At 72.8% G+C, this 21,083-nt stretch carries 26 protein-coding genes and 1 tRNA gene; 20 read left to right on the top strand and 7 right to left on the bottom strand.

Going from position 1 to position 21,083, the window contains the following annotated elements:
* Positions 1 to 197: 197 nt before the first annotated feature.
* The 4 genes from ACQKM2_RS06320 to ACQKM2_RS06305 all read left to right on the top strand — a co-directional run bounded on the left by ACQKM2_RS06320 (position 198) and on the right by ACQKM2_RS06305 (position 4,806).
* Positions 198 to 1,025 (top strand): FAD binding domain-containing protein, encoded by an 828-nt coding sequence (locus ACQKM2_RS06320; RefSeq protein WP_427707136.1) that lies wholly within the window; start codon positions 198 to 200, stop codon positions 1,023 to 1,025.
* The gene (locus ACQKM2_RS06315; RefSeq protein WP_427707134.1) at positions 1,022 to 3,805 is read left to right on the top strand and encodes a molybdopterin-dependent oxidoreductase; all 2,784 of its coding nucleotides are present in this window, start codon (positions 1,022 to 1,024) and stop codon (positions 3,803 to 3,805) included. The genes ACQKM2_RS06320 and ACQKM2_RS06315 overlap by 4 nt, the downstream gene beginning before the upstream one ends.
* An 80-nt stretch (positions 3,806 to 3,885) precedes the next feature.
* Complete coding sequence (locus ACQKM2_RS06310; RefSeq protein WP_427707132.1) at positions 3,886 to 4,335, top strand: molybdopterin-dependent oxidoreductase; 450 nt, start codon at positions 3,886 to 3,888, stop codon at positions 4,333 to 4,335.
* Between the two features lie 138 nt (positions 4,336 to 4,473).
* Positions 4,474 to 4,806, top strand: coding sequence for a hypothetical protein (locus ACQKM2_RS06305; RefSeq protein ID WP_427707130.1), 333 nt, complete (start codon positions 4,474 to 4,476; stop codon positions 4,804 to 4,806).
* 19 nt (positions 4,807 to 4,825) lie between these two features.
* Here the strand turns inward: ACQKM2_RS06305 and ACQKM2_RS06300 are convergent, their stop codons facing one another.
* Positions 4,826 to 5,284, bottom strand: coding sequence for a MarR family winged helix-turn-helix transcriptional regulator (locus ACQKM2_RS06300; protein ID WP_427707128.1), 459 nt, complete (start codon positions 5,282 to 5,284; stop codon positions 4,826 to 4,828).
* 139 nt (positions 5,285 to 5,423) lie between these two features.
* On the opposite strand from ACQKM2_RS06300, the gene ACQKM2_RS06295 reads away from it, so the two are divergent.
* The 3 genes from ACQKM2_RS06295 (at position 5,424) to ACQKM2_RS06285 (ending at position 7,622) form a co-directional block, all read left to right on the top strand.
* Positions 5,424 to 6,023, top strand: coding sequence for an SgcJ/EcaC family oxidoreductase (locus ACQKM2_RS06295; RefSeq protein ID WP_427707126.1), 600 nt, complete (start codon positions 5,424 to 5,426; stop codon positions 6,021 to 6,023).
* On the top strand, positions 6,020 to 6,781 hold the full coding sequence (locus tag ACQKM2_RS06290; protein WP_427707124.1) for an SDR family NAD(P)-dependent oxidoreductase: 762 nt from the start codon (positions 6,020 to 6,022) through the stop codon (positions 6,779 to 6,781). The genes ACQKM2_RS06295 and ACQKM2_RS06290 overlap by 4 nt, the downstream gene beginning before the upstream one ends.
* A 94-nt stretch (positions 6,782 to 6,875) precedes the next feature.
* A complete protein-coding gene (locus ACQKM2_RS06285) occupies positions 6,876 to 7,622 on the top strand; it encodes a hypothetical protein (RefSeq protein ID WP_427707122.1) in 747 nt (248 codons plus the stop codon).
* Here ACQKM2_RS06285 and ACQKM2_RS06280 read toward each other — a convergent pair.
* Positions 7,591 to 8,490 (bottom strand): S41 family peptidase, encoded by a 900-nt coding sequence (locus ACQKM2_RS06280; protein ID WP_427707120.1) that lies wholly within the window; start codon positions 8,488 to 8,490, stop codon positions 7,591 to 7,593. The genes ACQKM2_RS06285 and ACQKM2_RS06280 overlap by 32 nt on opposite strands.
* A gap of 159 nt (positions 8,491 to 8,649) precedes the next feature.
* On the opposite strand from ACQKM2_RS06280, the gene ACQKM2_RS06275 reads away from it, so the two are divergent.
* Positions 8,650 to 8,985, top strand: coding sequence for an SCO4225 family membrane protein (locus tag ACQKM2_RS06275; RefSeq protein WP_427707118.1), 336 nt, complete (start codon positions 8,650 to 8,652; stop codon positions 8,983 to 8,985).
* A gap of 15 nt (positions 8,986 to 9,000) precedes the next feature.
* On the opposite strand, the gene ACQKM2_RS06270 is transcribed toward ACQKM2_RS06275, so the two are convergent.
* Entirely contained in the window at positions 9,001 to 9,933 is a 933-nt protein-coding gene (locus ACQKM2_RS06270) for a hypothetical protein (protein WP_427707116.1), read from the bottom strand.
* A 206-nt stretch (positions 9,934 to 10,139) separates the two neighbouring features.
* On the opposite strand from ACQKM2_RS06270, the gene ACQKM2_RS06265 reads away from it, so the two are divergent.
* Positions 10,140 to 10,376, top strand: a complete 237-nt coding sequence (locus tag ACQKM2_RS06265) for a hypothetical protein (RefSeq protein ID WP_427707114.1) — start codon at positions 10,140 to 10,142, stop codon at positions 10,374 to 10,376.
* Between the two features lie 71 nt (positions 10,377 to 10,447).
* On the opposite strand, the gene ACQKM2_RS06260 is transcribed toward ACQKM2_RS06265, so the two are convergent.
* Positions 10,448 to 11,260 (bottom strand): VOC family protein, encoded by an 813-nt coding sequence (locus tag ACQKM2_RS06260; protein WP_427707112.1) that lies wholly within the window; start codon positions 11,258 to 11,260, stop codon positions 10,448 to 10,450.
* A gap of 128 nt (positions 11,261 to 11,388) precedes the next feature.
* Here ACQKM2_RS06260 and ACQKM2_RS06255 point away from each other — a divergent pair, with 128 nt between their 5' ends.
* Positions 11,389 to 11,973 (top strand): HhH-GPD-type base excision DNA repair protein, encoded by a 585-nt coding sequence (locus ACQKM2_RS06255; protein ID WP_125819154.1) that lies wholly within the window; start codon positions 11,389 to 11,391, stop codon positions 11,971 to 11,973.
* A 97-nt stretch (positions 11,974 to 12,070) separates the two neighbouring features.
* Positions 12,071 to 12,544 (top strand): cupin domain-containing protein, encoded by a 474-nt coding sequence (locus ACQKM2_RS06250; protein WP_427707109.1) that lies wholly within the window; start codon positions 12,071 to 12,073, stop codon positions 12,542 to 12,544.
* Here ACQKM2_RS06250 and opcA read toward each other — a convergent pair.
* On the bottom strand, positions 12,493 to 13,425 hold the full coding sequence (opcA, locus tag ACQKM2_RS06245; protein WP_427707107.1) for a glucose-6-phosphate dehydrogenase assembly protein OpcA: 933 nt from the start codon (positions 13,423 to 13,425) through the stop codon (positions 12,493 to 12,495). The genes ACQKM2_RS06250 and opcA overlap by 52 nt on opposite strands.
* 84 nt (positions 13,426 to 13,509) lie before the next feature.
* Positions 13,510 to 15,129 carry a helicase HerA-like domain-containing protein gene (locus ACQKM2_RS06240; protein WP_427707105.1) on the bottom strand — a complete coding sequence of 540 codons (1,620 nt, stop codon included), beginning with the start codon at positions 15,127 to 15,129 and terminating at the stop codon, positions 13,510 to 13,512.
* Between the two features lie 88 nt (positions 15,130 to 15,217).
* Between ACQKM2_RS06240 and ACQKM2_RS06235 the strand changes: the two genes are divergently transcribed.
* Together ACQKM2_RS06235 and ACQKM2_RS06230 are read left to right on the top strand one after the other, a co-directional pair.
* A complete protein-coding gene (locus tag ACQKM2_RS06235) occupies positions 15,218 to 15,514 on the top strand; it encodes a type II toxin-antitoxin system VapB family antitoxin (protein ID WP_007265358.1) in 297 nt (98 codons plus the stop codon).
* Positions 15,515 to 15,593: 79 nt separating this feature from the next.
* The gene (locus tag ACQKM2_RS06230) at positions 15,594 to 16,289 is read left to right on the top strand and encodes a LytR C-terminal domain-containing protein (protein WP_427707102.1); all 696 of its coding nucleotides are present in this window, start codon (positions 15,594 to 15,596) and stop codon (positions 16,287 to 16,289) included.
* A gap of 17 nt (positions 16,290 to 16,306) precedes the next feature.
* Here the strand turns inward: ACQKM2_RS06230 and upp are convergent, their stop codons facing one another.
* Positions 16,307 to 16,942, bottom strand: coding sequence for a uracil phosphoribosyltransferase (gene upp, locus ACQKM2_RS06225; protein WP_007265356.1), 636 nt, complete (start codon positions 16,940 to 16,942; stop codon positions 16,307 to 16,309).
* A gap of 182 nt (positions 16,943 to 17,124) precedes the next feature.
* Here upp and ACQKM2_RS06220 point away from each other — a divergent pair, with 182 nt between their 5' ends.
* From ACQKM2_RS06220 to ACQKM2_RS06190, 7 genes are all read left to right on the top strand, one after another.
* A complete protein-coding gene (locus ACQKM2_RS06220) occupies positions 17,125 to 18,087 on the top strand; it encodes a universal stress protein (RefSeq protein ID WP_427707099.1) in 963 nt (320 codons plus the stop codon).
* A gap of 124 nt (positions 18,088 to 18,211) precedes the next feature.
* Positions 18,212 to 18,412, top strand: a complete 201-nt coding sequence (locus ACQKM2_RS06215) for a hypothetical protein (RefSeq protein ID WP_050779660.1) — start codon at positions 18,212 to 18,214, stop codon at positions 18,410 to 18,412.
* A 283-nt stretch (positions 18,413 to 18,695) separates the two neighbouring features.
* Positions 18,696 to 19,247, top strand: coding sequence for a hypothetical protein (locus ACQKM2_RS06210; RefSeq protein WP_427707097.1), 552 nt, complete (start codon positions 18,696 to 18,698; stop codon positions 19,245 to 19,247).
* A 62-nt stretch (positions 19,248 to 19,309) separates the two neighbouring features.
* Positions 19,310 to 19,738, top strand: a complete 429-nt coding sequence (gene tadA, locus ACQKM2_RS06205; protein ID WP_427707189.1) for a tRNA adenosine(34) deaminase TadA — start codon at positions 19,310 to 19,312, stop codon at positions 19,736 to 19,738.
* A 90-nt stretch (positions 19,739 to 19,828) separates the two neighbouring features.
* Positions 19,829 to 19,916 (top strand) — tRNA-Ser (locus ACQKM2_RS06200).
* Positions 19,917 to 19,996: 80 nt separating this feature from the next.
* On the top strand, positions 19,997 to 20,290 hold the full coding sequence (locus tag ACQKM2_RS06195) for a hypothetical protein (RefSeq protein ID WP_427707096.1): 294 nt from the start codon (positions 19,997 to 19,999) through the stop codon (positions 20,288 to 20,290).
* A 398-nt stretch (positions 20,291 to 20,688) separates the two neighbouring features.
* Positions 20,689 to 20,850, top strand: coding sequence for a hypothetical protein (locus ACQKM2_RS06190; protein WP_164720920.1), 162 nt, complete (start codon positions 20,689 to 20,691; stop codon positions 20,848 to 20,850).
* Positions 20,851 to 21,083: the final 233 nt, after the last annotated feature.

Here is a 21,083-nt window from a genome sequence, read left to right as displayed (position 1 = left end):
GTGTCCCACATTCGCGAGGTGAATACGAGGAATGTCATCGTAAATGCAAGGCTGCTGGCGGCCTATAGCTCTTGGATGATTCACCAGGAGCGGCCTGCCGCGGCCGGATCCTTTCCGTGGCCTGGACCAGTCGTTTCGCCCCCTTTCCGTTGCTTCACTGAGGCGAACCCCGACGGCAGGAAGGCTGGTGGCGCGAAATGGACCTCAACACGGTGCTCGACGTGCGCGATGCGCGCCGCCGCGAACCCTGGCGTCCCGGCGACGCCTTCCTCGGCGGCGGCACCTACCTCTTCTCCGAGCCCCAGCCCCACATCCGCCGCCTCGTCGACCTCTCCCGGATGGGCTGGCCGCCGCTGTCCTGGCAGCCCGACGGCTCCCTCGACATCGCGGCCACCTGCACCATCACCGAGCTGTCCCGCTTCGGGCGGAACCTGTCCCGCGCCGCCGCCCCGCTCGTCGAGCAGTGCTGCCGGGCCTTCCTGGCCAGCTTCAAGATCTGGAACATGGCCACCGTCGGCGGGAACCTCTGCAACGGCCTGCCGGCCGGCCCGGTCATCTCCCTGACCGCGGGCCTCGACGGCACCGTCCTGCTCCAGGGCCAGGACGGCGCCACCCGCCGGATGCCCGTCACCGACTTCATCCGCGGCGCCGGCGTCAAGGACCTGCGCGACGGCGAGCTGCTGCGCTCCGTACGGATCCCCGCCCACGCCCTGGAGACCCGTACGGCCTTCCGGCAGGCCTCGCTCTACGGACTGGGCCGCTCCGGCTCCCTGGTGATCGGCGCCCTCGACCCGCGGGACGGCTCCCTCGCCGTCACCGTCTCCGCCGCCACCACCCGCCCGTTCCGCTTCTGGTTCGCGCTGCCGCCCACGGCGGACGCGCTGCGGGCGGCCATCGACGACGCCGTCCGCCCCGAGGAGTGGTTCGACGACATCCACGGCCTGCCCGAGTGGCGACGGCACATGGCACTGCGGCAGGCGGAGGAGATCCGCCGCGAACTCACCCTGGAGGAGGGACCCCGATGAGCTACGGGATCGAGATCAACGAGCAGCGCTTCGAGGACGAGCCGCGGGCGGGCCAGTGCCTGCGCACCTACCTGCGCGAGCGCGGCTGGTTCGGCGTGAAGAAGGGCTGCGACCAGGGCGACTGCGGGGCCTGCACGGTCCACGTCGACGGACAGCCGGTGCACAGCTGCCTCTACCCGGCCGTCCGCGCCGAGGGCCGCTCCGTCACCACCGTCGAGGGCCTGGCCAAGCCCGGCGGCGAACTGCACCCGGCGCAGCAGCAGTTCCTCGACGCCCAGGGCTTCCAGTGCGGCTTCTGCACGGCCGGGTTCCTGATGACCACCTCCGCCCTCCAGGCCGAGCGGGGCACCGCCCACGACGACGGCAAGCTCGACGACCTCCCGCGCGCCTTCAAGGGCAACATCTGCCGCTGTACGGGCTACCGCGCCATCGAGGACGCCGTCCGCGGCGTCCGGCACACCGAGGAGCCCGAGGCGGGCCGGGCCGTCGGCCGCAGCCCGGGCGCCCCGGCCGGCCCCCAGGTCGTCACCGGCACCGCCCGCTACACCTTCGACGTCGAGGTGCCCGGGCTGCTCCACATGAAGCTGCTGCGCTCCCCGCACCCGCACGCCCGCATCGTCGGCATCGACACCCGCGACGCCCTCCAGGTGCCGGGCGTGCACGCGGTCCTCACCCACCACGACGCCCCCGACCACCTGTACTCCTCCGCCCGCCACGAGCACCCGACCGAGGACCCGATGGACACCCGGGTCCTGGACGACGTGGTCCGCTTCGTCGGCCAGCGGGTGGCGGCCGTGGTCGCCGACAGCGAGCAGGCCGCCGAGGAGGGCTGCCGCCGCGTGGTCGTCACGTACGAGGAACTCCCCTACGTCACCGACCCGGAGGAGGCGATGCTGCCGGGCGCCCCGGTCCTGCACCCCAAGGGCCCCGAGTCGGGGATCTTCCGCGCCGAGAACAACGTGTGCGGCGAGGTCCACGGCACGATCGGCGACATGGAGAAGGGGTACGCGGAGGCGGACGTCGTCCACGAGGAGACCTTCCGGACGCAGCGCGTGCAGCACGCCAGCCTGGAGACCCACGGCAGCGTCGCCTATTTCGAACCCAAGGAGGACGGCAGCGGCGAGCGCATCACCGTCCGCTCCTCCACCCAGGCCCCCTTCCTCACCCGGCGGGCGCTGTGCGCGCTCTACGGCTTGGGCGAGGACGAGGTCCGGGTCGTCGCGGGCCGCGTGGGCGGCGGGTTCGGCGGCAAGCAGGAGATGCTCACCGAGGACATCGTGGTCCTCGCCGCCCTGAAGCTGCGCCGCCCGGTGAAACTGGAGTTCACCCGGGCCGAGCAGTTCTACGGTGCCACCACCCGCCACCCCTTCAAGATCACCATCAAGATCGGGGCGAAGGCCGACGGCACGCTCACCGCGCTGCGCATCCGCATCGTCTCCAACACGGGCGCCTACGGGAACCACGGCCCGGCCGTCATGTTCCACAGCGCGGGCGAGTCCTTCGCCGTGTACAAGGCGCCGAACAAGGAGGTGGAGGCGTACTCGGTCTACACCAACACCGTGCCCGCGGGCGCCTTCCGCGGCTACGGCCTGGGCCAGGTCCTCTTCGCCCTCGAATCGGTGATGGACGAGCTCGCGATCCGGCTCGGCATGGACCCGCTGGTGCTGCGCGAGAAGAACGTGATCGGCGCCGGCGACCACATGGTGACCCCGATCGGCCACGAGGAGGACCTCTTCATCGCCTCCTACGGGATGAAGCAGTGCATGGACATCGTGCGCCGGGCCGAGGCCGAGGACCGCAGCCACGAGGACGTCCCCGAGGGCTGGCTGACCGGCACGGGCTCGGCGGTCGCCATGATCGCGACCGGGCCGCCCGGCGGGCACTTCGCCGACGCGCGGGTCAGCCTGCTGCGCGACGGCACGTACGACATCGCGGTGGGCACGGCGGAGTTCGGCAACGGCACCACCACCGTCCACAAGCAGATCACCGCCGGAGCGCTGAACACCACGGTCGACCGGATCACGGTCCGCCAGTCCGACACGGACGTGGTCCGCCACGACACCGGCGCGTTCGGCTCGGCCGGCACGGTGGTGGCGGGCAAGGCCGTGATGCTCGCGGCGGACTCGCTCGCCGAGCGGCTGAAGACCTTCGCCGCCCGCCACACGGGAGTGGCCCGGCACCTGTGCAGGCTGGAGGCCGAGGCCTTCGACTGCGCGGGCCGCGTCCTCACCCTCAAGGAGCTGTACGAGGCCGCGCACGACAAGGGCGCGCTGGAGGAGATCGCGGCGGACGGCCACTGGGGCGGCTCCCCCCGCTCGGTGGCCTTCAACGCCCAGTGGTTCCGGCTCGCCGTGGACCCGGACACGGGCGAGATGAGGATCCTGCGCAGCGTGCACGCGGCGGACGCCGGCAAGGTCATGAACCCGATGCAGTGCCGCGGGCAGGTCGAGGGCGGTGTGGCCCAGGCGCTGGGCGCCACCCTCTTCGAGACGGTACGGGTCGACGAGCGCGGGGAGGTCACCACGGCCGCCTTCCGCCGCTACCGGCTGCCGCAGTACGCGGACGTGCCGCGCACCGAGGTGCACTTCATGGAGACCTCGGACGCGATCGGCCCGCTGGGCGCGAAGTCCATGAGCGAGAGCCCCTTCAACCCGGTGGCCCCGGCGTTCACGAACGCCCTGCGGGACGCGACGGGGATCCGCTTCACCGAGCTGCCGGTGACACGTGATGTGGTTTGGCGGGCAATCAACCGGAAACTGCAAGGTGGAAACGACAATTGATCGCACAGATGCGGCTCATACGACCCTCCCAACCTCGCAGATGAGGTTCCACCGCCACTCCGGCGGGGCATGACTGCTCCATGCCCTCACTCCTGCTGCACGGCGACCTCGACCACCCGGCTCTTCTCACCGTCGCCGACCTGCGGGAATGGCCACAGCACCGGGCAGAGGTCACCTTCGACTGCGCGACGAACGGCCCGCAGCACCACGTCTTCGAGGGCGCGCTGCTGCGGGACGTCGTCTCCGGCGCCGGCCCGGTCTTCGACGCCCGCCGGCGCAAGGACCGCAGCCGCTACCTCCTCGCGGTCAGCGGCGGCGACGGGCACCACACGGTGCTGTCCTGGGCGGAACTGGACGCCGACTTCTGCGGGAGTCCGGTCCTGCTGGCCACCCGCCTGGACGGCGAGGAGCTCGACGTCCCGGGCAGCCAGCTGGTGGTCCCCTCCGACCGCTGCGGGGCCCGCTACGTCAGCGCGGTCACCCACGTCTGGTTCGGCACCCTGTCCGTCCCGGCGCTGACCTCGGTCTGAGCGCACGCCCCGCACGCTCCTCGCGCCCCTCCTTCACCACCACACGCCGTGTCACGGAACGTGACCTCCACCTACCGTCGGTCATGACACCTGGTCGGGCGAGAGGAACGAGGCGGACGGATGCGGATGCGGATGCAGATGAGGACGAGGACGAGGACGAGCGTGCGGGCACGGGCGCGGGCGCGGAGGACGGCGGGGCTGCTGGGGGCGTGCGCGGCGGCCGCGGCACTGGCGCTGGCGACCCCGGGCACGGCACAGGCGGCCCAGGGCGTCCTGTTCATCGACGGCGCGCCGAACGGCGACCCCAGCGGCTGCTTCCCGCTGGGGGACTTCGCCCCGTCGGAGGTCTTCAACCTCACGGACGGGGTGGCCTGGGTGTGGAGCGGCGCGAACTGCGACGGCCGGGTGGTGCACCCGATCCTCCCGGGCCAACTGGCGATCGGGCACGGCCGGAGCCTCTTCATCGAGTAGCCGGCCGCGCGGCTTCCGCCTACCGCTCCCGCGTCGCGGCGCGGATCTCCTCCGTGGCCTCGCGGAAGGCGGGGGCCGCCCGGGCGAAGTAGTCGAAGAGCAGCGCCTGCTGCTCCGGCGGATACGCGGCCAGCACCTCCGCGATCCTGCGGCGCGCCGGGCCGACCGCCGCCTCGACCTCCGCGAGCGCGCCCGGCACCGCCTCCACCACGACCTTGCGCCGGTCGGCCGGATCGGCGGTCCGGCGTACGTAGCCCGCGCGCTCCAGCCGGTCGATCAGCCGTGTCGTCGCGCCCGTGGTCAGACCCGTGCCGGCGGCGAGCTCCCCCGAGGTGAGCCCGCCGGCCAGGGTGATCCGGCTGAGCGCGTACCACTCGGACGCCTGGAGGCCCGCGGCTTCCGCGCCCGCCATGCCGTGCAGCCCCACGGCGTCGACGTAGTCCCGGAAGACCAGCCGGCGTTCGTCCTGTTCCGCCATGTCCACACCTCTCCCCTTGCCTAATATCTGCACGTGTGCAGATAATGCATGCATGCAGTTGCTGCACCAGTGTAGTCAATCTGCGGCAGTCGTGCCGTGCCCCGCCCCGAACGAACCCGTCGATCCGAGAGGCACCACCATGAACACCAAGACCCTCAAGCGCGCCGCCCTCGCCACCGCCGCCGTCCTCGCCCTGGGCGCCGGCGCCGCGTACCTCTACCTCGACGCCACCTCCGAGGTCCACCGCACCGGCGCCGCCGCCTGCGCCGACGTCATACCGGCCACCGCCGACCGCGCCGACGGCGAGGCCGTCTGCGCCACCATCGACGCCCTCACCGCCGCCTGGGCGGCCGGGGACGCCGACGCGTACGGCCGCCAGTTCACCGAGAACGGCACCTACACCACCTACGTCGGCACCCACTACGAGGGCCGGGACGACATCACCGAAGGCCACCGGGCGCTCTTCCAGGAGTTCGTCAAGGGCACCCGGCTGGCGGCCTCCTACCTGGACATGCGCTTCCTCACCAAGGACGTCGCCGTCCTCACCGGCCGGGGCGACGACTACAGCGGCGACAGGCCGGCCGCCCGCGAGCTGTCGAAGGTCCAGACGTACACGCTGGTCCGGGACACCGACGGCGCCTGGCGGATCGCCGCCTTCCACAACACCCGGCGGCAGAACGTGATGGAACGGTTCTCCTTCCTCTACTCGCCCGCCACGGCCCCCAAGGCGGAGCGGTGAGCCGCGCCCTGATCACCGGCGCCACCGAGGGCATCGGCCGCGCCCTCGCCCTCGCCCTGGCCGCCGAGGGCCACACCGTCACCGCCGTCGCCCGCACGCAGCACCGGCTGGACGCCCTCCTGGCAGAACTCGACGGTGTCCGCGCGGCCGGCCACGGCCGCCTGGCCGCCGACCTCGGCACCCCGGAAGGCCTGGAGGCCGTCGCCGCGGAACTGCGCACCGGGCGCTACGACCTGCTGGTCAACAACGCCGCCACCGCCCCCGCCGGCCCCTTCGCCGGCTCCGGTGACCCCCTCGGCGCCGCCGGCGCGGCGGCGGCCGTCCGCCTCAACTGCGAGGCCGTCGTCACCCTCGCCCACGCCTTCCTGCCCGCCGCCCGCCCCGGAGCCGCCCTCGTCAACGTCTCCTCCGCCCTCGCCCACACCCCCAAGCCCGGCCAGGCCCTCTACGGCGCCACCAAGGCCTTCGTCACCGCCTTCTCGGACGCCCTCTGGTACGAGCAACGGGGCCGGGGCGTCCACGTCCTGGCCCTCTGCCCCGGCCCGACCGCCACCCGCCCCGGACTCCACTCGGACGCCCCCTCGGCGCTGGTCCGCACGCCCGAGCAGGTCGCCGCCGCCACCCTGGCCGCCCTGCGCGAGCGCCGCCGCACCGTCGTCCCGGGCCGCGCGGCCGCCCTCGCCGCCAGGGCCGTCCGGCTCCTCCCCCGCCGCACGGCCCTCGCCCTCCTCGCCGAGCACCCTCCAACTCCCCTGTGAGGGATCGACCCTGACTTCCCTTCAGGGCTGCCTCAGGGTGGGTACGGGGCCATCCCGGTGACCCGCCGGGCCGGTGGAGCGGCACCGTGGGGACATGCAGACCAACACCCTCCTCCGCCGCACGGCCGCCGGCCTCGGCCTCGCCGCCGCCCTCACCGTCGCGGTCACCGGGACGGCGAGCGCCTCGCCCGTACCCGCGCCCACGCCGTCGTTCGACTTCACCGACTGCCCGGCCATCCCCGCCGGGGTGGACGCGGCACAGTGGAAGTGCGAGGTCCTGACGGCCACCGGGGCCCTGCAGCTCGGCAACCGCACCCTGCCGGAGCTCGCCCCGATGACCGTCACCCACGCCGAGGGCCCGATGCCCGACGGGAGCAAGGGCCAGGTCTGGGGCGCGCTGCGCAGCGGCCCGACCGCCGTCCCCGGCGGGCTGTTCGGGAACCCGGCCGGCGACCGCAGCCCCGTACTCGGCCTCTCCCTCCAGCCGGAGTACGGCGGGCGCTCGGACTTCTACAGCGTCGGCGACGACATGGGCTTCTTCACGCTGCGCTACCGCGTGGTGAGCCCGCTCCTCCCGCAGGGCTGTGTCATCGGAGCGGGCGACAACCCCGTCGAGATCCGGCTGAAGCGCGTGGGCAAGTCCGAGCGCGTCTCGAAGGAGCCGCCGGTGATCAAGTTCACCGCCGCCGACGACTCCTTCGCGGTGCCGGCCGCCGAGGGCTGCGGGCCACTGGGGAAGGTCGTCAACGACAAGCTCGGCCTCCCCGCGACGACCGGCAACTCGATCACCCTGTCCGCGCTCTACACCTTCAGGACCTACGACCGGCTGCCGTCGCGCTGAGGGCGAGCGCCTCCTCCAGGGCCCGGTCCGCCGGGACCTGGACGTCCGGTACGACGCCCACTCCCTCCCAGTTGGTGCCGGTGACGGTGTTGATGCTCCGGGCCGCCGGCACGGTCACCAGGATGTGCTCGGCGACCGCGTGGCGGGCCGTCGGATGGGCCCCGCCCCGCGAGGTCGCGCCGACGACGACGGCCCTGCCGTGCGCCTGCAGGGTGTACGCCACGTCCTCGCCCCCGGAGAACGTCGTCGCGCTGGTCAGCACGTAGACGGGCCGGTCCGTGTAGCGCGGCGCGGGCAGGTGTCCGGTCGTCCAGTACTGCCGGGTCGTGTCGGTGGCCCGTTCGTAGATGTCGTTGAGGTGCACCTGGTCGTCGGGGAAGAAGTAGCTGCACCACAGCGCCGCCCCCTCCGGGAACCCGCCGAGGCACTCCCGCAGGTCCAGGACGAGCGCGGAGCTGTTCGCGACCAGCTGCATGACCGCGCCGATCGCGGTCGCGCCCTCGATCGCGGTCGCGATGCGGCGGACCTCGATGACCGCCACGTTGCCCTCCAGGTGCTCGACGCGGCGGATCCCCTGGTGCTCCGCCCTGAGGAGCGCGAGGAACGCGGCCTCGCCCCCGTCGTCGTCCACCGGTTCGAGCGACTGCGGCTCGTCCGTCCACAGCAGGCGCAAGTGCCGGTCCGGGCACACCTCCTGGAGGTCCGCCGTCACCGTCGCGCAGAGCGCCGGCCCGTCCAGATCCGCGTAGGCGCCCTCCGCGAGCCTCGCCCGGATCGCCGCCTCGACGGCGCCGGTCTTCTCGGGGAAGACGTAACCCGCGGTGATCCGCTCCAGGGCCTGTTCGATCACTTGTTCATTGGTAGGCATGGTCGGTCACCCTAGGCCGCCGCCGGAGATCCCTCCCCCCATTTACGCGGCCCGGCCGCCGCAACCGCGGCGGTACCGGGCGGGATTGGGTACGGGTACTCACGACACCGCGGCCGTCCGGGCCGACCCTGGAGGCACACCACGCCCCAGGGAGAACCGATGAACGAGCGCACGCTGATACGCCTGACCTTCGCCAATCCCGCCTCGGCGGTGTACCTCACCCTCGTCGCCGGCGCCATCGCGGTCGCCACGGGCATCTCCCTCTTCGGCCAGGACCCGGGCTTCGTCTGGATCTGGCCCACCCTCTTCACCGCCCCCTCCTCCTTCGCGGCGACGGCCTTCGGCATGCTGCTCTGGGACGCGTCGAAGCCTCCCCTGTGGTTCTCCGTCGGCGTGCTGGCCGCCTGCGCCCTCGTACAGTCCGCGGTCATCGGCGCCGTCTGGCAGGCCCTCCGCCGCGGCCGCCGCCCCCTCGCCGGCCCCCGGCACGGCTGACCCGGCCCTCCCGGATCACCCACCCCGGACCGCCACCGCCCGGCGCCGCGAACCCCCACCGGACCGGACCAGGACCCGCAGCATCCCCGCACCCGCGACCACCGCGCACAGGTGCAGCAGGACCGCCGCGACGGGGTCCTCCGGCGGGGTCACCCCGGCCGGCTCCGCCAGGGCCACGTACAGCGTGAGGGGCAGCTTCCAGCCGCTCCACGCGAACAGCGAGCCCGACCCGACCCAGCCGAAGACCAGCGGAACCCAGCGCGGCAACCCCCCGGGCCGCGCCCGGGCCGTCACCCAGACCGCAGCGGCCCCCGCAACCGCCCAGAAGCCCGAGACGGCCCCCAGCAGGTACCCGGCGGCGACCCGCTCGGCCGGGTGCGCGATCCCCACCGTGCCTCCGGCCGCCCAGTACAGCCAGACCAGGCCCACGGCCGCCGCGAGCACCGCCGGCCAGGCCCCCGCCCCGCGCGGCCCGTCGCCTATCCGCCCGGCGAACGCCTCCGGCCAGCGGCGCCTCAAGTAGGCGGGCACCGCGACGGCCAGCCCGATCCCCGTCCCCAGGAAGCCGAGCTGGATCAGCACGCCCTCCCATGCCGGCAGGGCCCCGCCGTCACCGCCGCCCTGCCCACCCAGCCCGCCGAACACGGAGAACGGCAGCACCGACACCAGGAATCCCGACCCCACCCAGGCGCAGAAGCCGACGAGGGACCCCGGCATCCTCATCCCCCACGGCCGCACCAGGGCCAAGGCCATCCCGATCCCGATCGCGGCCATGCCGACCGTGACGGTGTTGAGCACCACCCACTCCGCCGTGGTGAACTCCTCGCCGACCGGCACCACCCCGACGAGCGCGCCGACCACCCACGCCACTTTGATCAGCAGGTACGGCGTCAACGACAGCGCCGCCCCGTACCCCGCCATCCGCCCCGCCCGGTCCCAGCGCTCCATCTCCGAATCCCCCTCCTCCAGCAGGAATTCAAGAGTCGGACAACGCCCCGCCCCGCCACCTCCCCCAGCGGGGGGAACCGGCTCCCCCGGACGGGGGAGGGCAGCGGGCGAGTGATCGATTCTGCGGTGAACCGGCTCCGGCAACCGGGTGATCAGGAGTGTCCTCGGCTGGTGGGCGCCGACGGACCGGCGCTATCTCTGCACGCATGATCAAGAACATCGCCGCCGCCGCGGCGCTCGCTCTCAGCACCGCCCTGTTCACCAGCACCCCCGCCCAGGCCGCGCCGAGCTCCTTCCCGCTCCCGCCCTTCGGCTATCCGGTGGTCTACACGGTCGCCCCCGCCCCGTCCGTCCGGAACGCCCCGCTGGTGCTCCACCCCGCGTACCACCCCGCGTACCAGCCCGCCTTCCGGACCGCGCTCACCGTCCAGCCGCTGTACTGACGCCCGCACGCCGCCCCGCTCCTCCGCCGGGTCGACCGGCGGGGGAGCGGCTCCGGACACGGGCCGCGCGGCTAGCCGAAGCTCGGCATCTCCCCGGCCGTCGTCGACAGGTCGATCACCGCGAACGCCGCCCCCTGCGGGTCGGTGACCGCCGCGAAGCGGCCGAAGGGGCTGTCCATCGGCCCGAAGTGCAGCTGCCCGCCGTGCTTGCGGGTCTTCGCGACCGCCTCGTCGCAGTCCGGCACCGCGAAGTAGACCTGTACGTACGAGGGGATCTCCGGCGGGAACTCCTCGCCCATCTTCATCCGGCCCAGCACCGGGTTCTGCGGGCCGCCGACGCTGAAGACCTTGAAGTCCATCCCGGCCGCCTCCGGGTCGTCACCGGGGTCCATCTGCTGGGACTCGTACGGGAAGACCTGCGACAGGAAGCCGTCCGCCTTGTCCGGCTCGCGCGTGAACACCTCCGCCCAGGCGTACGCACCGGACTCGCCGAGCTTCTCGAAGCCCTTGTGCTCGCCGGGCTGCCAGACGCCGAAGACCGCGCCGCTCGGCTCCTTGGCGATCGCCATCGTCCCGAAGGCGCCGACCTGCATCGGCTCCATCATCAGCGCGCCGCCCGCCGCCTTGATCTTCTCTGCGGTGGCGGCGGCATCGGACGAGGCGAAGTAGAGACACCACTGCGAAGGGGCGTCGCCGCCCGGCATCGGCGGCACCACGGCCGCGACCGCCTTGCCGTCGGAGTAGGCCTGCGTGTAGTTGCCGTACTCGCTGCTGGCCTCGCCGAAGGTCCAGCCCAGCACGTCGCCGTAGAACGCCTTGGCGCCCTCCACGTCGGTGAACATCGCGTCCACCCAGCACGGGGCGCCTTCCGGGAACTCAGCCATGGTCGATCGACTCCTGTGTCGTATGCCGTCCGTACACGTGCCTGTCCTGTCGCTCCCACGCTAGGCGCGGGGTCTGACAACCGCGCGCCGACCGGGCGCCGGGCCCCCCGCTGGGAGAGGCTGGGGGCATGGACGACATCACCATCCGGCTCGCGCAGCAGCCCGAGGCCGACGCCCTGCTCGCGCGCAGCCCGCTGGCCGCGCTCACCGGCATGCTGCTCGACCAGCAGGTGCCGATGGAGTGGGCGTTCTCGGGACCCTGGACCATCGCCCAGCGGCTCGGCACCGACGACCTCGACGCGCACGCCATCGCCGCCCACGACCCGGAGGCCTTCGCGGCACTGCTGTCGCAGAAGCCCGCCGTGCACCGCTACCCGGGGTCGATGGCGAAGCGGATCCAGCAGCTCTGCGCGTACCTGGTGGAGCACTACGACGGCGACGCGGCCGCCGTGTGGGCCGACGCCGCGAGCGGCGCGGAGCTGCTGGCCCGGCTGAAGGCGCTGCCGGGCTTCGGGGAGCAGAAGGCGCAGATCTTCCTGGCCCTGCTCGGCAAGCGCTTCGGCGTCCGCCCCGAGGGCTGGCGCGAGGCCGCCGGCGGCTACGGCCTGCCGAACGTCCACCGCTCGGCGGCCGACATCACGGGCCCGGAGTCCCTGGCGAAGGTCCGCGAGTACAAGCAGGCGCAGAAGGCCGCGGCCAAGCGCTCCGCGTGAGCCGGCGGGACGTCACTTCCCGCGCCGGAAACGGAGTTACGCCTTCCAGGGGCACCCGTCGGCAGGGCGCGGGGCCGGGCGCCGTAGGGTCGGCGGCATGACCGAGAACCTCACCCGCGCCGCAGACGCCGAAGTCATCTCCGACGGCCCCGGCAGCTTCATCACGCTGCTCACCGACACCGCCGAACTCACCTGCAACACCGCGCGCTTCGAGGTGGGCGCGGCCGGGGCCCCGGTGCACTTCCACACCAAGGCCACCGAGTTCTTCCACGTCACCGACGGCCGGCTCGACGTGCTCGTCGGCGACGAGGTCCACACCCTCGCCAAGGGCGACTTCATCAGCATCGCCCCCGGTGTGAAGCACGCCTTCGCCCCGGCCGCCGGCCACACGGCCGAGGTGTTCGTCGGCTTCACCCCCGGCATGGACCGCTTCGACTACTACCGCCTCCTCGGGCGGGTGCGCGCGGGCGAGGCCACCGTGCAGGACATCATCGACAGCCAGCCCACGTACGACAACCACTACGCCGAGAGCGACGCCTGGGCCGCCCGGCCGCGCAGCACCGAGGCGTAGACCTCGTCGGCGTCGAGCCTCCGCAGCTCCTCCGCGATCAGCTCGGCGGTGCTGCGGATCTTGAGCGCGACCTTGCGGTCGGGCCAGCCCGGCAGCACCAGCGTGGCCAGCGAGCCGGTCGGGCGGTCCACGACCACCTCCCCGGCGGAGGTCTCCAGCCGGACCCGGGTGATGACCGGCCCGTCCGACGGCACCCGGGCCACCGGCACGCCGAGCCGGTCCTCCAGCCAGCGCGCCAGCAGCTCCGCGCTCGCGTTGTCGGGCTCGCTCTCCACCGCGGCGGCGGTCACCGGCAGCGGCTTCTGGTCGAACGCGCAGGCCAGCAGGGAGCGCCACGGCGTGAGCCGGGTCCAGGCGAGGTCGGTGTCGCCGGGGGCGTACGAGGCCGCGCGCGCGTCCAGCACACCGACCGGGTCCGGCGCCTCCTGCGCGTCGGTGATCCGGCGCTGCGCCAGCGCGCCCAGGTCGTCGCGGGCAGGATCGGCGGGGGCCTCGGCCGGCCACCACGCCACCACCGGCGCGTCCGGCACCAGCAGCGGGAGCACCACCGAGCCGGCCTGGGTGGTGAGGTCGCCGTGCAGGCGCAGGATCACGATCTCCCCCGACCCGGCGTCCGATCCCACGCGCAGTTCGGCGTCGAGCCGGGTCCGGCGGCGCCGTTCGGGGCCCCGGTGGGTCCGCTTGATCACCGCGATGATCCGGCACGGGTGCTCCCGCGAGGCCTCGGAGGCCGCGCGTACGGCGTCGTAGGCGTTCTCCTCGTCGGTGACCACGACGAGGGTCAGCACCAGCCCCATGGTCGGGCTGCCAACGGCCCGGCGGGCGTCGAGCAGCGCCCGGCCGATCTTGCTGGACGTGGTGTCGGTGAGTTCGGTCCGCATGCCCCCGAGTCTGTCAGCGCCCGCCGGGCGCCCGACAGCCGGTTCGCTCGATTCCGTCTGGAGGGGGGACCCGGGCGGCCCGGCTCAGCGGCGGCGGCGCGCGGTCCCGAAGATCGACCGCGAGATCTCCCGGCCCAGCTGCGTCCCGATCGACCGCGCCAGGGAGCGGAACAGCCCGCTCCCCACGACCTGTTCGGCCAGGGAGGGTTCCGGTTTCGGGGCGGAGCGGGCGGCCTTCGCCGCCTCCTTGGCCTGCTTCTCGGCCTCCGCCGCCGCGGCGGCCGCCTCCGCCTCGGCCTCCGCGGCGGCCTGTTCGGCGGTGATCTTCTCGTACGCGGACTCGCGGTCGACGGGCTCGGCGTAGCGCGAGTACAGCAGCGAGGACTTGACCGCCCGGTCCAGGGCCTCGGCGTCGACGGGCCCCATCAGCGACTGCGGTGCGCGCAGCCGGGTGGCGGCGACCGGGGTCGGGGCGCCCTTCTCGCTGAGCACCGTGACGACGGCCTCGCCGGTGCCGAGCCCGGTGAGCGTCTCCTCCAGGTCGTAGGGGGAGTTGGGGAAGGTCTTCACCGTGGCCTTGAGGGCCTTCGCGTCATCGGGGGTGAAGGCGCGCAGGGCGTGCTGGACGCGGTTGCCGAGCTGGGCCAGTACGTCCGCGGGCACGTCCTTGGGGGTCTGGGTGACGAAGAAGACGCCGATCCCCTTGGAGCGGATCAGCCGGACGGTCTGGGTGATGGATTCCAGGAACGCCTTCGAGGCCCCGTTGAAGAGGAGGTGCGCCTCGTCGAAGAAGAACACCAGCTTGGGCTGTTCCAGATCGCCGACTTCGGGAAGTCCTCCGTAGAGGTCGGCGAGCAGCCACATCAGGAATGTGGAGAAAAGCTGCGGTTTGTCCTGTACGGCAGGGAGTTCCAGTACGGAGACCACCCCGCGCCCGTCGGCGGCCGTCCGGAGCAATTCACCGGTGTCGAATTCGGGCTCGCCGAAGAATTCCGTGGCGCCCTGCTGCTCGAATGCGGTCAGGGCGCGCAGGATCACTCCGGCGGTGACGGTGGAGAGGCCGCCGATTCCCTTCAGCTCGGCTTTTCCCTTGTCGGACACGAGGAAGGCGACGACCGCGCGCAGGTCCTTGAGGTCGATCAGCTCCAGGCCCTTGGAGTCGGCGTAGTGGAAGATCAGGCCGAGCGACTGCTCCTGCGTCTGGTTGAGCTGGAGCACCTTGGACATCAGCACCGGCCCGAAGGCCGTCACCGTCGCGCGGACCGGGATCCCGGGGCCGATCCCGCCGAGGGAGTAGAACTCGGCGGGGTATCCGGTGGCCTCCCACTCCTGCGCGACCTCGCCGGCCCTGGCGGCGGTCCGCCCGTCCGCCGCGCCCGGGGCCGAGATGCCGGAGACGTCGCCCTTGATGTCGGCCAGGAAGACGGGCACGCCGTTCGCCGACAGCTGCTCGGCGATCAGCTGGAGCGTCTTGGTCTTGCCGGTGCCGGTCGCCCCGGCCACCAGCCCGTGCCGGTTGAGCATGGCGAGGGGGATCCGGATCTGCCGGTCGGGCAGGCACTTCCCGTCCCAGAGCAGGGCTCCGAGGTCGAGCGCCGGGCCGGTGAAGGCGTACCCGGCGGCGATCGCGTCGACCGCGGGGTCGGGCGCCCCGGGCGGTTCGGGCGAGTCGGCCGGATCGGCCGGGTCGGTGCTCTGGCTCATGCATCCCTCCCGGAATAGGCCTGTCTGCCACTTTTGCACCGACGGCGCGAGGCTGCGCCCGGAGGCACCGGCCCGGTAGGCTTTCCGTGTGATCTTCAAGCGCATCGGAAACGGGCGGCCGTACCCCGACCACGGCCGGGAGAGCGTCCGGCAGTGGGCGGACGTCGCGCCGCGCCCGGTACGGCTCGACCAGCTCGTGACGACCAAGGGACAGCTGGACCTAGAGACCCTGCTCGCGGAGGACTCCACCTTCTACGGGGACCTCTTCGCCCACGTCGTGAAGTGGCAGGGCGACCTCTACCTGGAGGACGGGCTGCACCGCGCCGTGCGCGCGGCCCTCCAGCAGCGCCAGGTCCTGCACGCGCGCGTCCTCGAGATGGACTGATTGCGCCTTTCGGGTCTGCCTTACCCGATCAACAGATCATTTAGTAGGCATCGTTCCGGTACGGCACTACGCTGCGCCCATGAGCATGCTCACTCCCCCCGGCATGGGCGGAAAGTACCGCGTAACGGGAGCTGCCTACCCCCGTATGAGCCGCCCCCGGCGGCGTCGGAAGATCGTCCTCGCCCTGCTCGGATCCGTCCTGGCCCTGGCCCTGCTCGGCTACGGGGCGCTGCAGCTCATCGACGTGTTCGGCGGCGACGACAGCGGCAAGCGCAATACGGCGGCGTCCGACGGGAACTGCCCCACGGCCTCTGCCAAGCCCGCCAAGCCCGCCAACGCCGTGAAACCCGCCACCGCGCCGGACGCGGGCCCCGCCGCCTCCAAGGCCCCCGCGACCGCCCTTCCGCAGCCCGGCCAGATCACCGTCAACGTCTACAACGCGACCCCGCGCTCCGGCCTGGCCAAGGCCGTCGGCGACGAGCTGAAGAAGCGCGGCTTCGCGATCGGCCACGTCGGCAACGCCCCCGCCGACTTCGACAAGAAGGTCCCCGGCCCCGGGATACTGCTCGGCTCCCCGCGGACGGACAAGGCCGCCTACTCCGTCCTCGGCACCCAGCTCGCCGGGGTCACCACCCAGACCGACGCCCGCGAGGGCGCAGACATCGACCTGATCCTCGGCGACTCCTTCAAGGAGCTCAGCACGAAGGAGGACGCGGACAAGGCGCTGGCCGTCCTGGCCAACCCGCCCGCGCCCGCGCCCTCCGCGAAGTGCTGATCCCCTGAGGGGGAGTACTACTCGGCCGAGCCGTACATGCGGTCGCCCGCGTCGCCCAGGCCCGGGACGATGTAGCCGTGCTCGTTGAGCCGCTCGTCCACGGCGGCCGTCACCACCGTCACCGGCGTGCCCGCGAGCTCGCGCTCCATGACCTCGACGCCCTCCGGCGCGGCCAGCAGCACCACGGCGGTCACGTCGTCGGCGCCGCGCTTGATGAGCTCCTGGATCGCGGCGACCAGCGTGCCGCCGGTGGCCAGCATCGGGTCCACCACGTACACCTGGCGGCCGGAGAGGTCCTCGGGCATGCGCGTCGCGTACGTGGAGGCCTCCAGGGTCTCCTCGTTGCGGACCATGCCCAGGAAGCCCACCTCGGCGGTCGGCAGCAGCCGCACCATGCCGTCCAGCATGCCGAGGCCGGCGCGCAGGATCGGGACGACCAGCGGGCGCGGGTACGACAGCTTGACGCCGGTGGTCGGGCCGACCGGGGTCTCGATGTCGGACTGCTCGGTGCGCACGTCGCGGGTGGCCTCGTACGCGAGGAGCGTCACCAGCTCGTCGGCGAGCCGACGGAAGGTGGGGGAGTCGGTGCGCTTGTCGCGCAGCGTGGTGAGTTTGTGCGCCACCAAGGGGTGATCGACGACCTGCAAACGCACAACATCCTCCAAGACTCAGCCGGGCTTCGACCTGCGATCAGCGAACTGCGAGACCCTGCTACCTGCGAAAACGGCCGCCTGTTCGCGACCCACTGGCAAAAGGCTACGCGCTGTGCGCACCGCCGTGCGTCCGCCGCGGGCCCTGAGATGCGGCCCGCCGCCGGGCCCAGCACGCTGGACTGGTGAGCAACGGACTGGTGATCGCGGCCGTCGACGGATCCGAGCACAGCCTCCGCGCCCTGGAGTGGGCCCGCACGGCCGCCCTGCGGCACGGCACCGGCCTGCTGGTCGCACACGTGCTGCCCGAGGCCACCCAGCTGTACGCCGGCCGCCGCGCGGGCCTGCACGACCCGAACGAGCCCGAGGAGTACCCGGACCCCGTGGGCGACCGCGTGCGCGCCATCCTGGCGGCCTCCCCCGAGCCGCCCGCGGAGATCCGCTACGAGGCCCTGGAGGGCTCGGTCCCGGCGGCCCTGCGGGTGATCAGCGGCGAGGGCTCGCCCCGGATGCTGGTGATGGGCTCCCGGGGGCGCGGCGGGTTCGCCGCGCTGCTGCTCGGCTCCAACAGCAGGGCCGTGGCCACCACCGCCTCCTGCCCCGTGGTGGTGGTCCCGCACGCCGACCGCGACGCGGCCGCCGACCCCGCCGGGGAGGCCGCGGGCGCCTCGGCCGGCAAGGTGGTGCTCGGGCTGCACGTCACCGAGACGCCCGAGGACGTGCTGTCGTTCGCCTTCGCTGAAGCCGCCGCACGGGGGACCACCGTCCAGGTGGTCTCCGCGTACGCGATCCCGCCCGGCCCGGCGAACGTGCTCGGCGGCCCGTTCGCGGTGATCCCGCCGGAGGCGCTCGCCGACGAGGGGGACGCCGTGCCGGCCGAACGGGAGATGCTGCGGGCCCAGACCCGGCGGCTGGAGGCGGTGCGGGGCCGGTACCCGGACGTGCCCGTCGAGCAGGCCGCCGAGCCGGGGAACGCGGCCGGGCGGCTGGTGGAGGCGTCCCGGTCGGCCGCGCTGGTCGTGGTGGGCCGCCACCACCCGCGCGTACGGTCCCTGCTGATCGGGTCCGTCGCGCACGCGGTGCTCCAGCACGCGCACGGCCCGGTGGCCGTCGTACCGGCCCTCACCGACGAGGACGCCGAGGTCTGACCCCTGACCTGGGGCGATCTGCGCGCCGGTGGCATCAAACGCGCCGGCCGGGGGAAGGTGGGAGCCGGGGGGTCTGCTCCGTGACGGCGGAGGAGGACGACCGGACCAGCCTGGGGTGGTGCCGATGCCCGAGACGCAGCCGAACGACACCGACGGGAGAGAGGCGTACGAGGCGCCGGAGACGGCGGCGCAGCGCAGGGCGCGACGCGCGCAGTTCCTGCGCGATCTGAACGAGGCCAGGGAGCTGCGCGACCGGGTCCAGCCCCGGCGCGCCCGAGCGGCCCGGATGCGGCAGCAGATGCGGATGCGTACCTTCCGCTGGTGACCGGGGGACCCTGGTGCGACCGGGGTGCGGCCGGGCGCGCCCCCTGGCGCGCCGCCCGGCTCACCGGCGTGCGCGCCGACGGCCCCCTGACCGGGCCCGCGACCGGGCGCGCCACCGGCGCCGCGACACGGCCGCCGCGCGGAAGACCTCTCGCAAAGCCGCTGTTTCTGCCACGATGCCGATTGGGCGGGGTGCGGACGGCAAGCGTCACGGCCGTGCACACCCCAACCTCCGGCCGGGGGGACCTCCAACCGGCACGCCTATGACCAGTGGGAGAGTCACGGTGTATTTCGCCGCACTGCTCGCGCGCACCGAAGACGGGTGGGAAGCGAGCGACCTGGAACTCGACGACGTCGAGTCCCTCAGTGATCTGATCGATCTCGCACGGTCCGCCGCTGTCGACGACGACACGGTGGTCGCCCTCATCGAGCAGGAGGACGCCTGGTTCGGCGTCATCCGCGTGGACGGAGAGGAGGACCCCCGCTACTTCGTGTCGAACGCCTCCGTGGCCGACCGCAGCTCCTACGGATCGATGCTCACGAAGGAGCTGCTGGGCACCGACGAGGAGGACGACGACCTCGACGAACTGGACCTGGACGGCACCGAGGACGGCGAGGACGAGCCGGTCGCCGCCTACACGGACGACGAGGACGACGACGCGGACGACGAGCCGCGCGCCGGCTCCGAGCCCCTGCCGGCCGGCCCCCTCGGCGACCCCCGGCTGCTGGACGACCTCGGGGTCGGCCACAAGGAACTGCTGACCCTCGACGGAGACGCCCTCACCGAGATCGCCGACGCCCTCGGCGCCACCGACGTGCTGGAGGCCGTCCGCTAGTGATCACCGAGCACCACATCACGTACGACCCCGATCCCGTACGGGATCCCTGGCGGGACTCCATGCGCCTGGCGCTGGAGGAGGCCGCCCTGGCGGTACCGGCCGGCGACGTGCCGGTCGGTGCCGTCGTGCTCGGCCCCGGCGGGGAGCTCCTCGCCACCGGGCACAACGAACGGGAGGCCGCCGGAGATCCCACGGCGCACGCCGAGCTGCTGGCGCTGCGCCGGGCGGCCGCCCGGCTCGGGGAGTGGCGGCTGACCGGGTGCACGCTGGTGGTGACCCTGGAGCCGTGCGTGATGTGCGCGGGCGCGCTGGTGCAGTCCCGCGTGGCGCGGGTCGTCTACGGCGCGGGGGACGAGAAGGCGGGCGCGGCCGGGTCGCTCTGGGACCTCGTACGCGACCGCCGGCTCAACCACCGCCCCGAGGTGATCCGCGGGGTGCTGGAGCAGGAGTGCGCGCGGCAGCTCACGGACTTCTTCCGGGAGCTGTGAGCCCCTCGCGGGAGCCTTCCGGGAGGGGTGAGCCAGGCCACGTCCTGCGGATTTGCAAACCACTCCCCACCTTGGGCTAGGATCTCTCTCGGTGGTGTGTCCGAGTGGCCGAAGGAGCTCGCCTCGAAAGCGAGTATGGGGCAACCCATCGGGGGTTCAAATCCCTCCACCACCGCCAATGAGAGCCCCGGTTCGTACGAACCGGGGCTCTCGTGCGTACCCGCCGTGACCGGCCGCCCGCTCGGCCGTTGTCACGGCATGACCAAGACCCAGCGCATGCTCGCCGCCTTCGCCCTCGCGGGGGCCGCCGCGGGCCTCGCCGCACCCGCCGCCTCCGCCGCACCCGTGGACGCGGCCCCCCTCAGCCTCCCGGACCTCCCGGCCGCCGCCCCGGGCATGCCCGCCGGCGCCCAGCCGTCCATCCCCGAGATCGGCGCGCGGCTCAGCCAGGGCGCGAACCAGCTCAACCAGCTGACGACCCTGCCGGACCAGCTCTCCCCCGTGATCGCGCCCGTACAGCCGCTCCTGGGCCTCGCCGGCGCCATCCAGTAGCCCCCGGCAGCCCAGGCCTCCCGGCACCCCCGGCACTCCCCCCGAACGCGAAGAAGGTCCCGACCGGAGTCGGGACCTTCGACGGTGGGGACGGGGGAAGTGGCGATCGGGGGGACAAGCCACTTCCCCCGACGGGGACGGAACCTGCCAGCCCGGGCCGCAGTCAGGGGGGAAGCTTGCGGCTCGGACCCCGCAGTGAGGTCCTGTCCCTCACCCACCGGTTTCCTGCCAGAACCGGTGGGCTCGTGTTCAATCCTGCGCCCGCCCCGACCGGGCACCCAGCGGCAAAGGGCCCCAACCGCCGGGTCATTGGTCCTTAAAGGACAGGTGAGTGACCAAACCTGACCGGTTAGACTCACCCGACTTTGCAGCGCCGGTTGGGGAGGCCGACACCGTCCATGGACACCAAGAAGCTCATCACGGGCGTCCTCACCGTGTTCGTCCTCTTCGTGATCATCACCCAGCCCAAGCGGGCGGCGGAGATGGTGGGAATAGGCTTCCAGGGCATATCGGATGCCGCCTCCGGCATCGGTGAGTTCATCACCGAACTGGTGAACTGAAACCGCACGCCGAAGCGATTTCCGGACTTCCAGGTCCCCCACTCCGACGGGTGGGGGACCTTTCGCGTTCACGGTCGGGGGAGCCGGTAAAAAGAATACCCCTAAATGCCCAACTTGCCCTCAACACGGCTATATACGGTGCTTGCACACAGTGCACATCTCTTGTGATGCTATGACCGCTTTTGACCGATGAGTTGATCGAAGGGGTGGCGTGACCGTGCCGGCCAGTACTG

This window comes from Streptomyces sp. NPDC004126 (genome assembly GCF_050275515.1).
Taxonomy (GTDB): Bacteria; Actinomycetota; Actinomycetes; order Streptomycetales; family Streptomycetaceae; genus Streptomyces.
The sequence above is the reverse complement of the archived record's forward strand: the minus strand, read 5'-3'. Positions and strand labels throughout refer to the sequence as shown.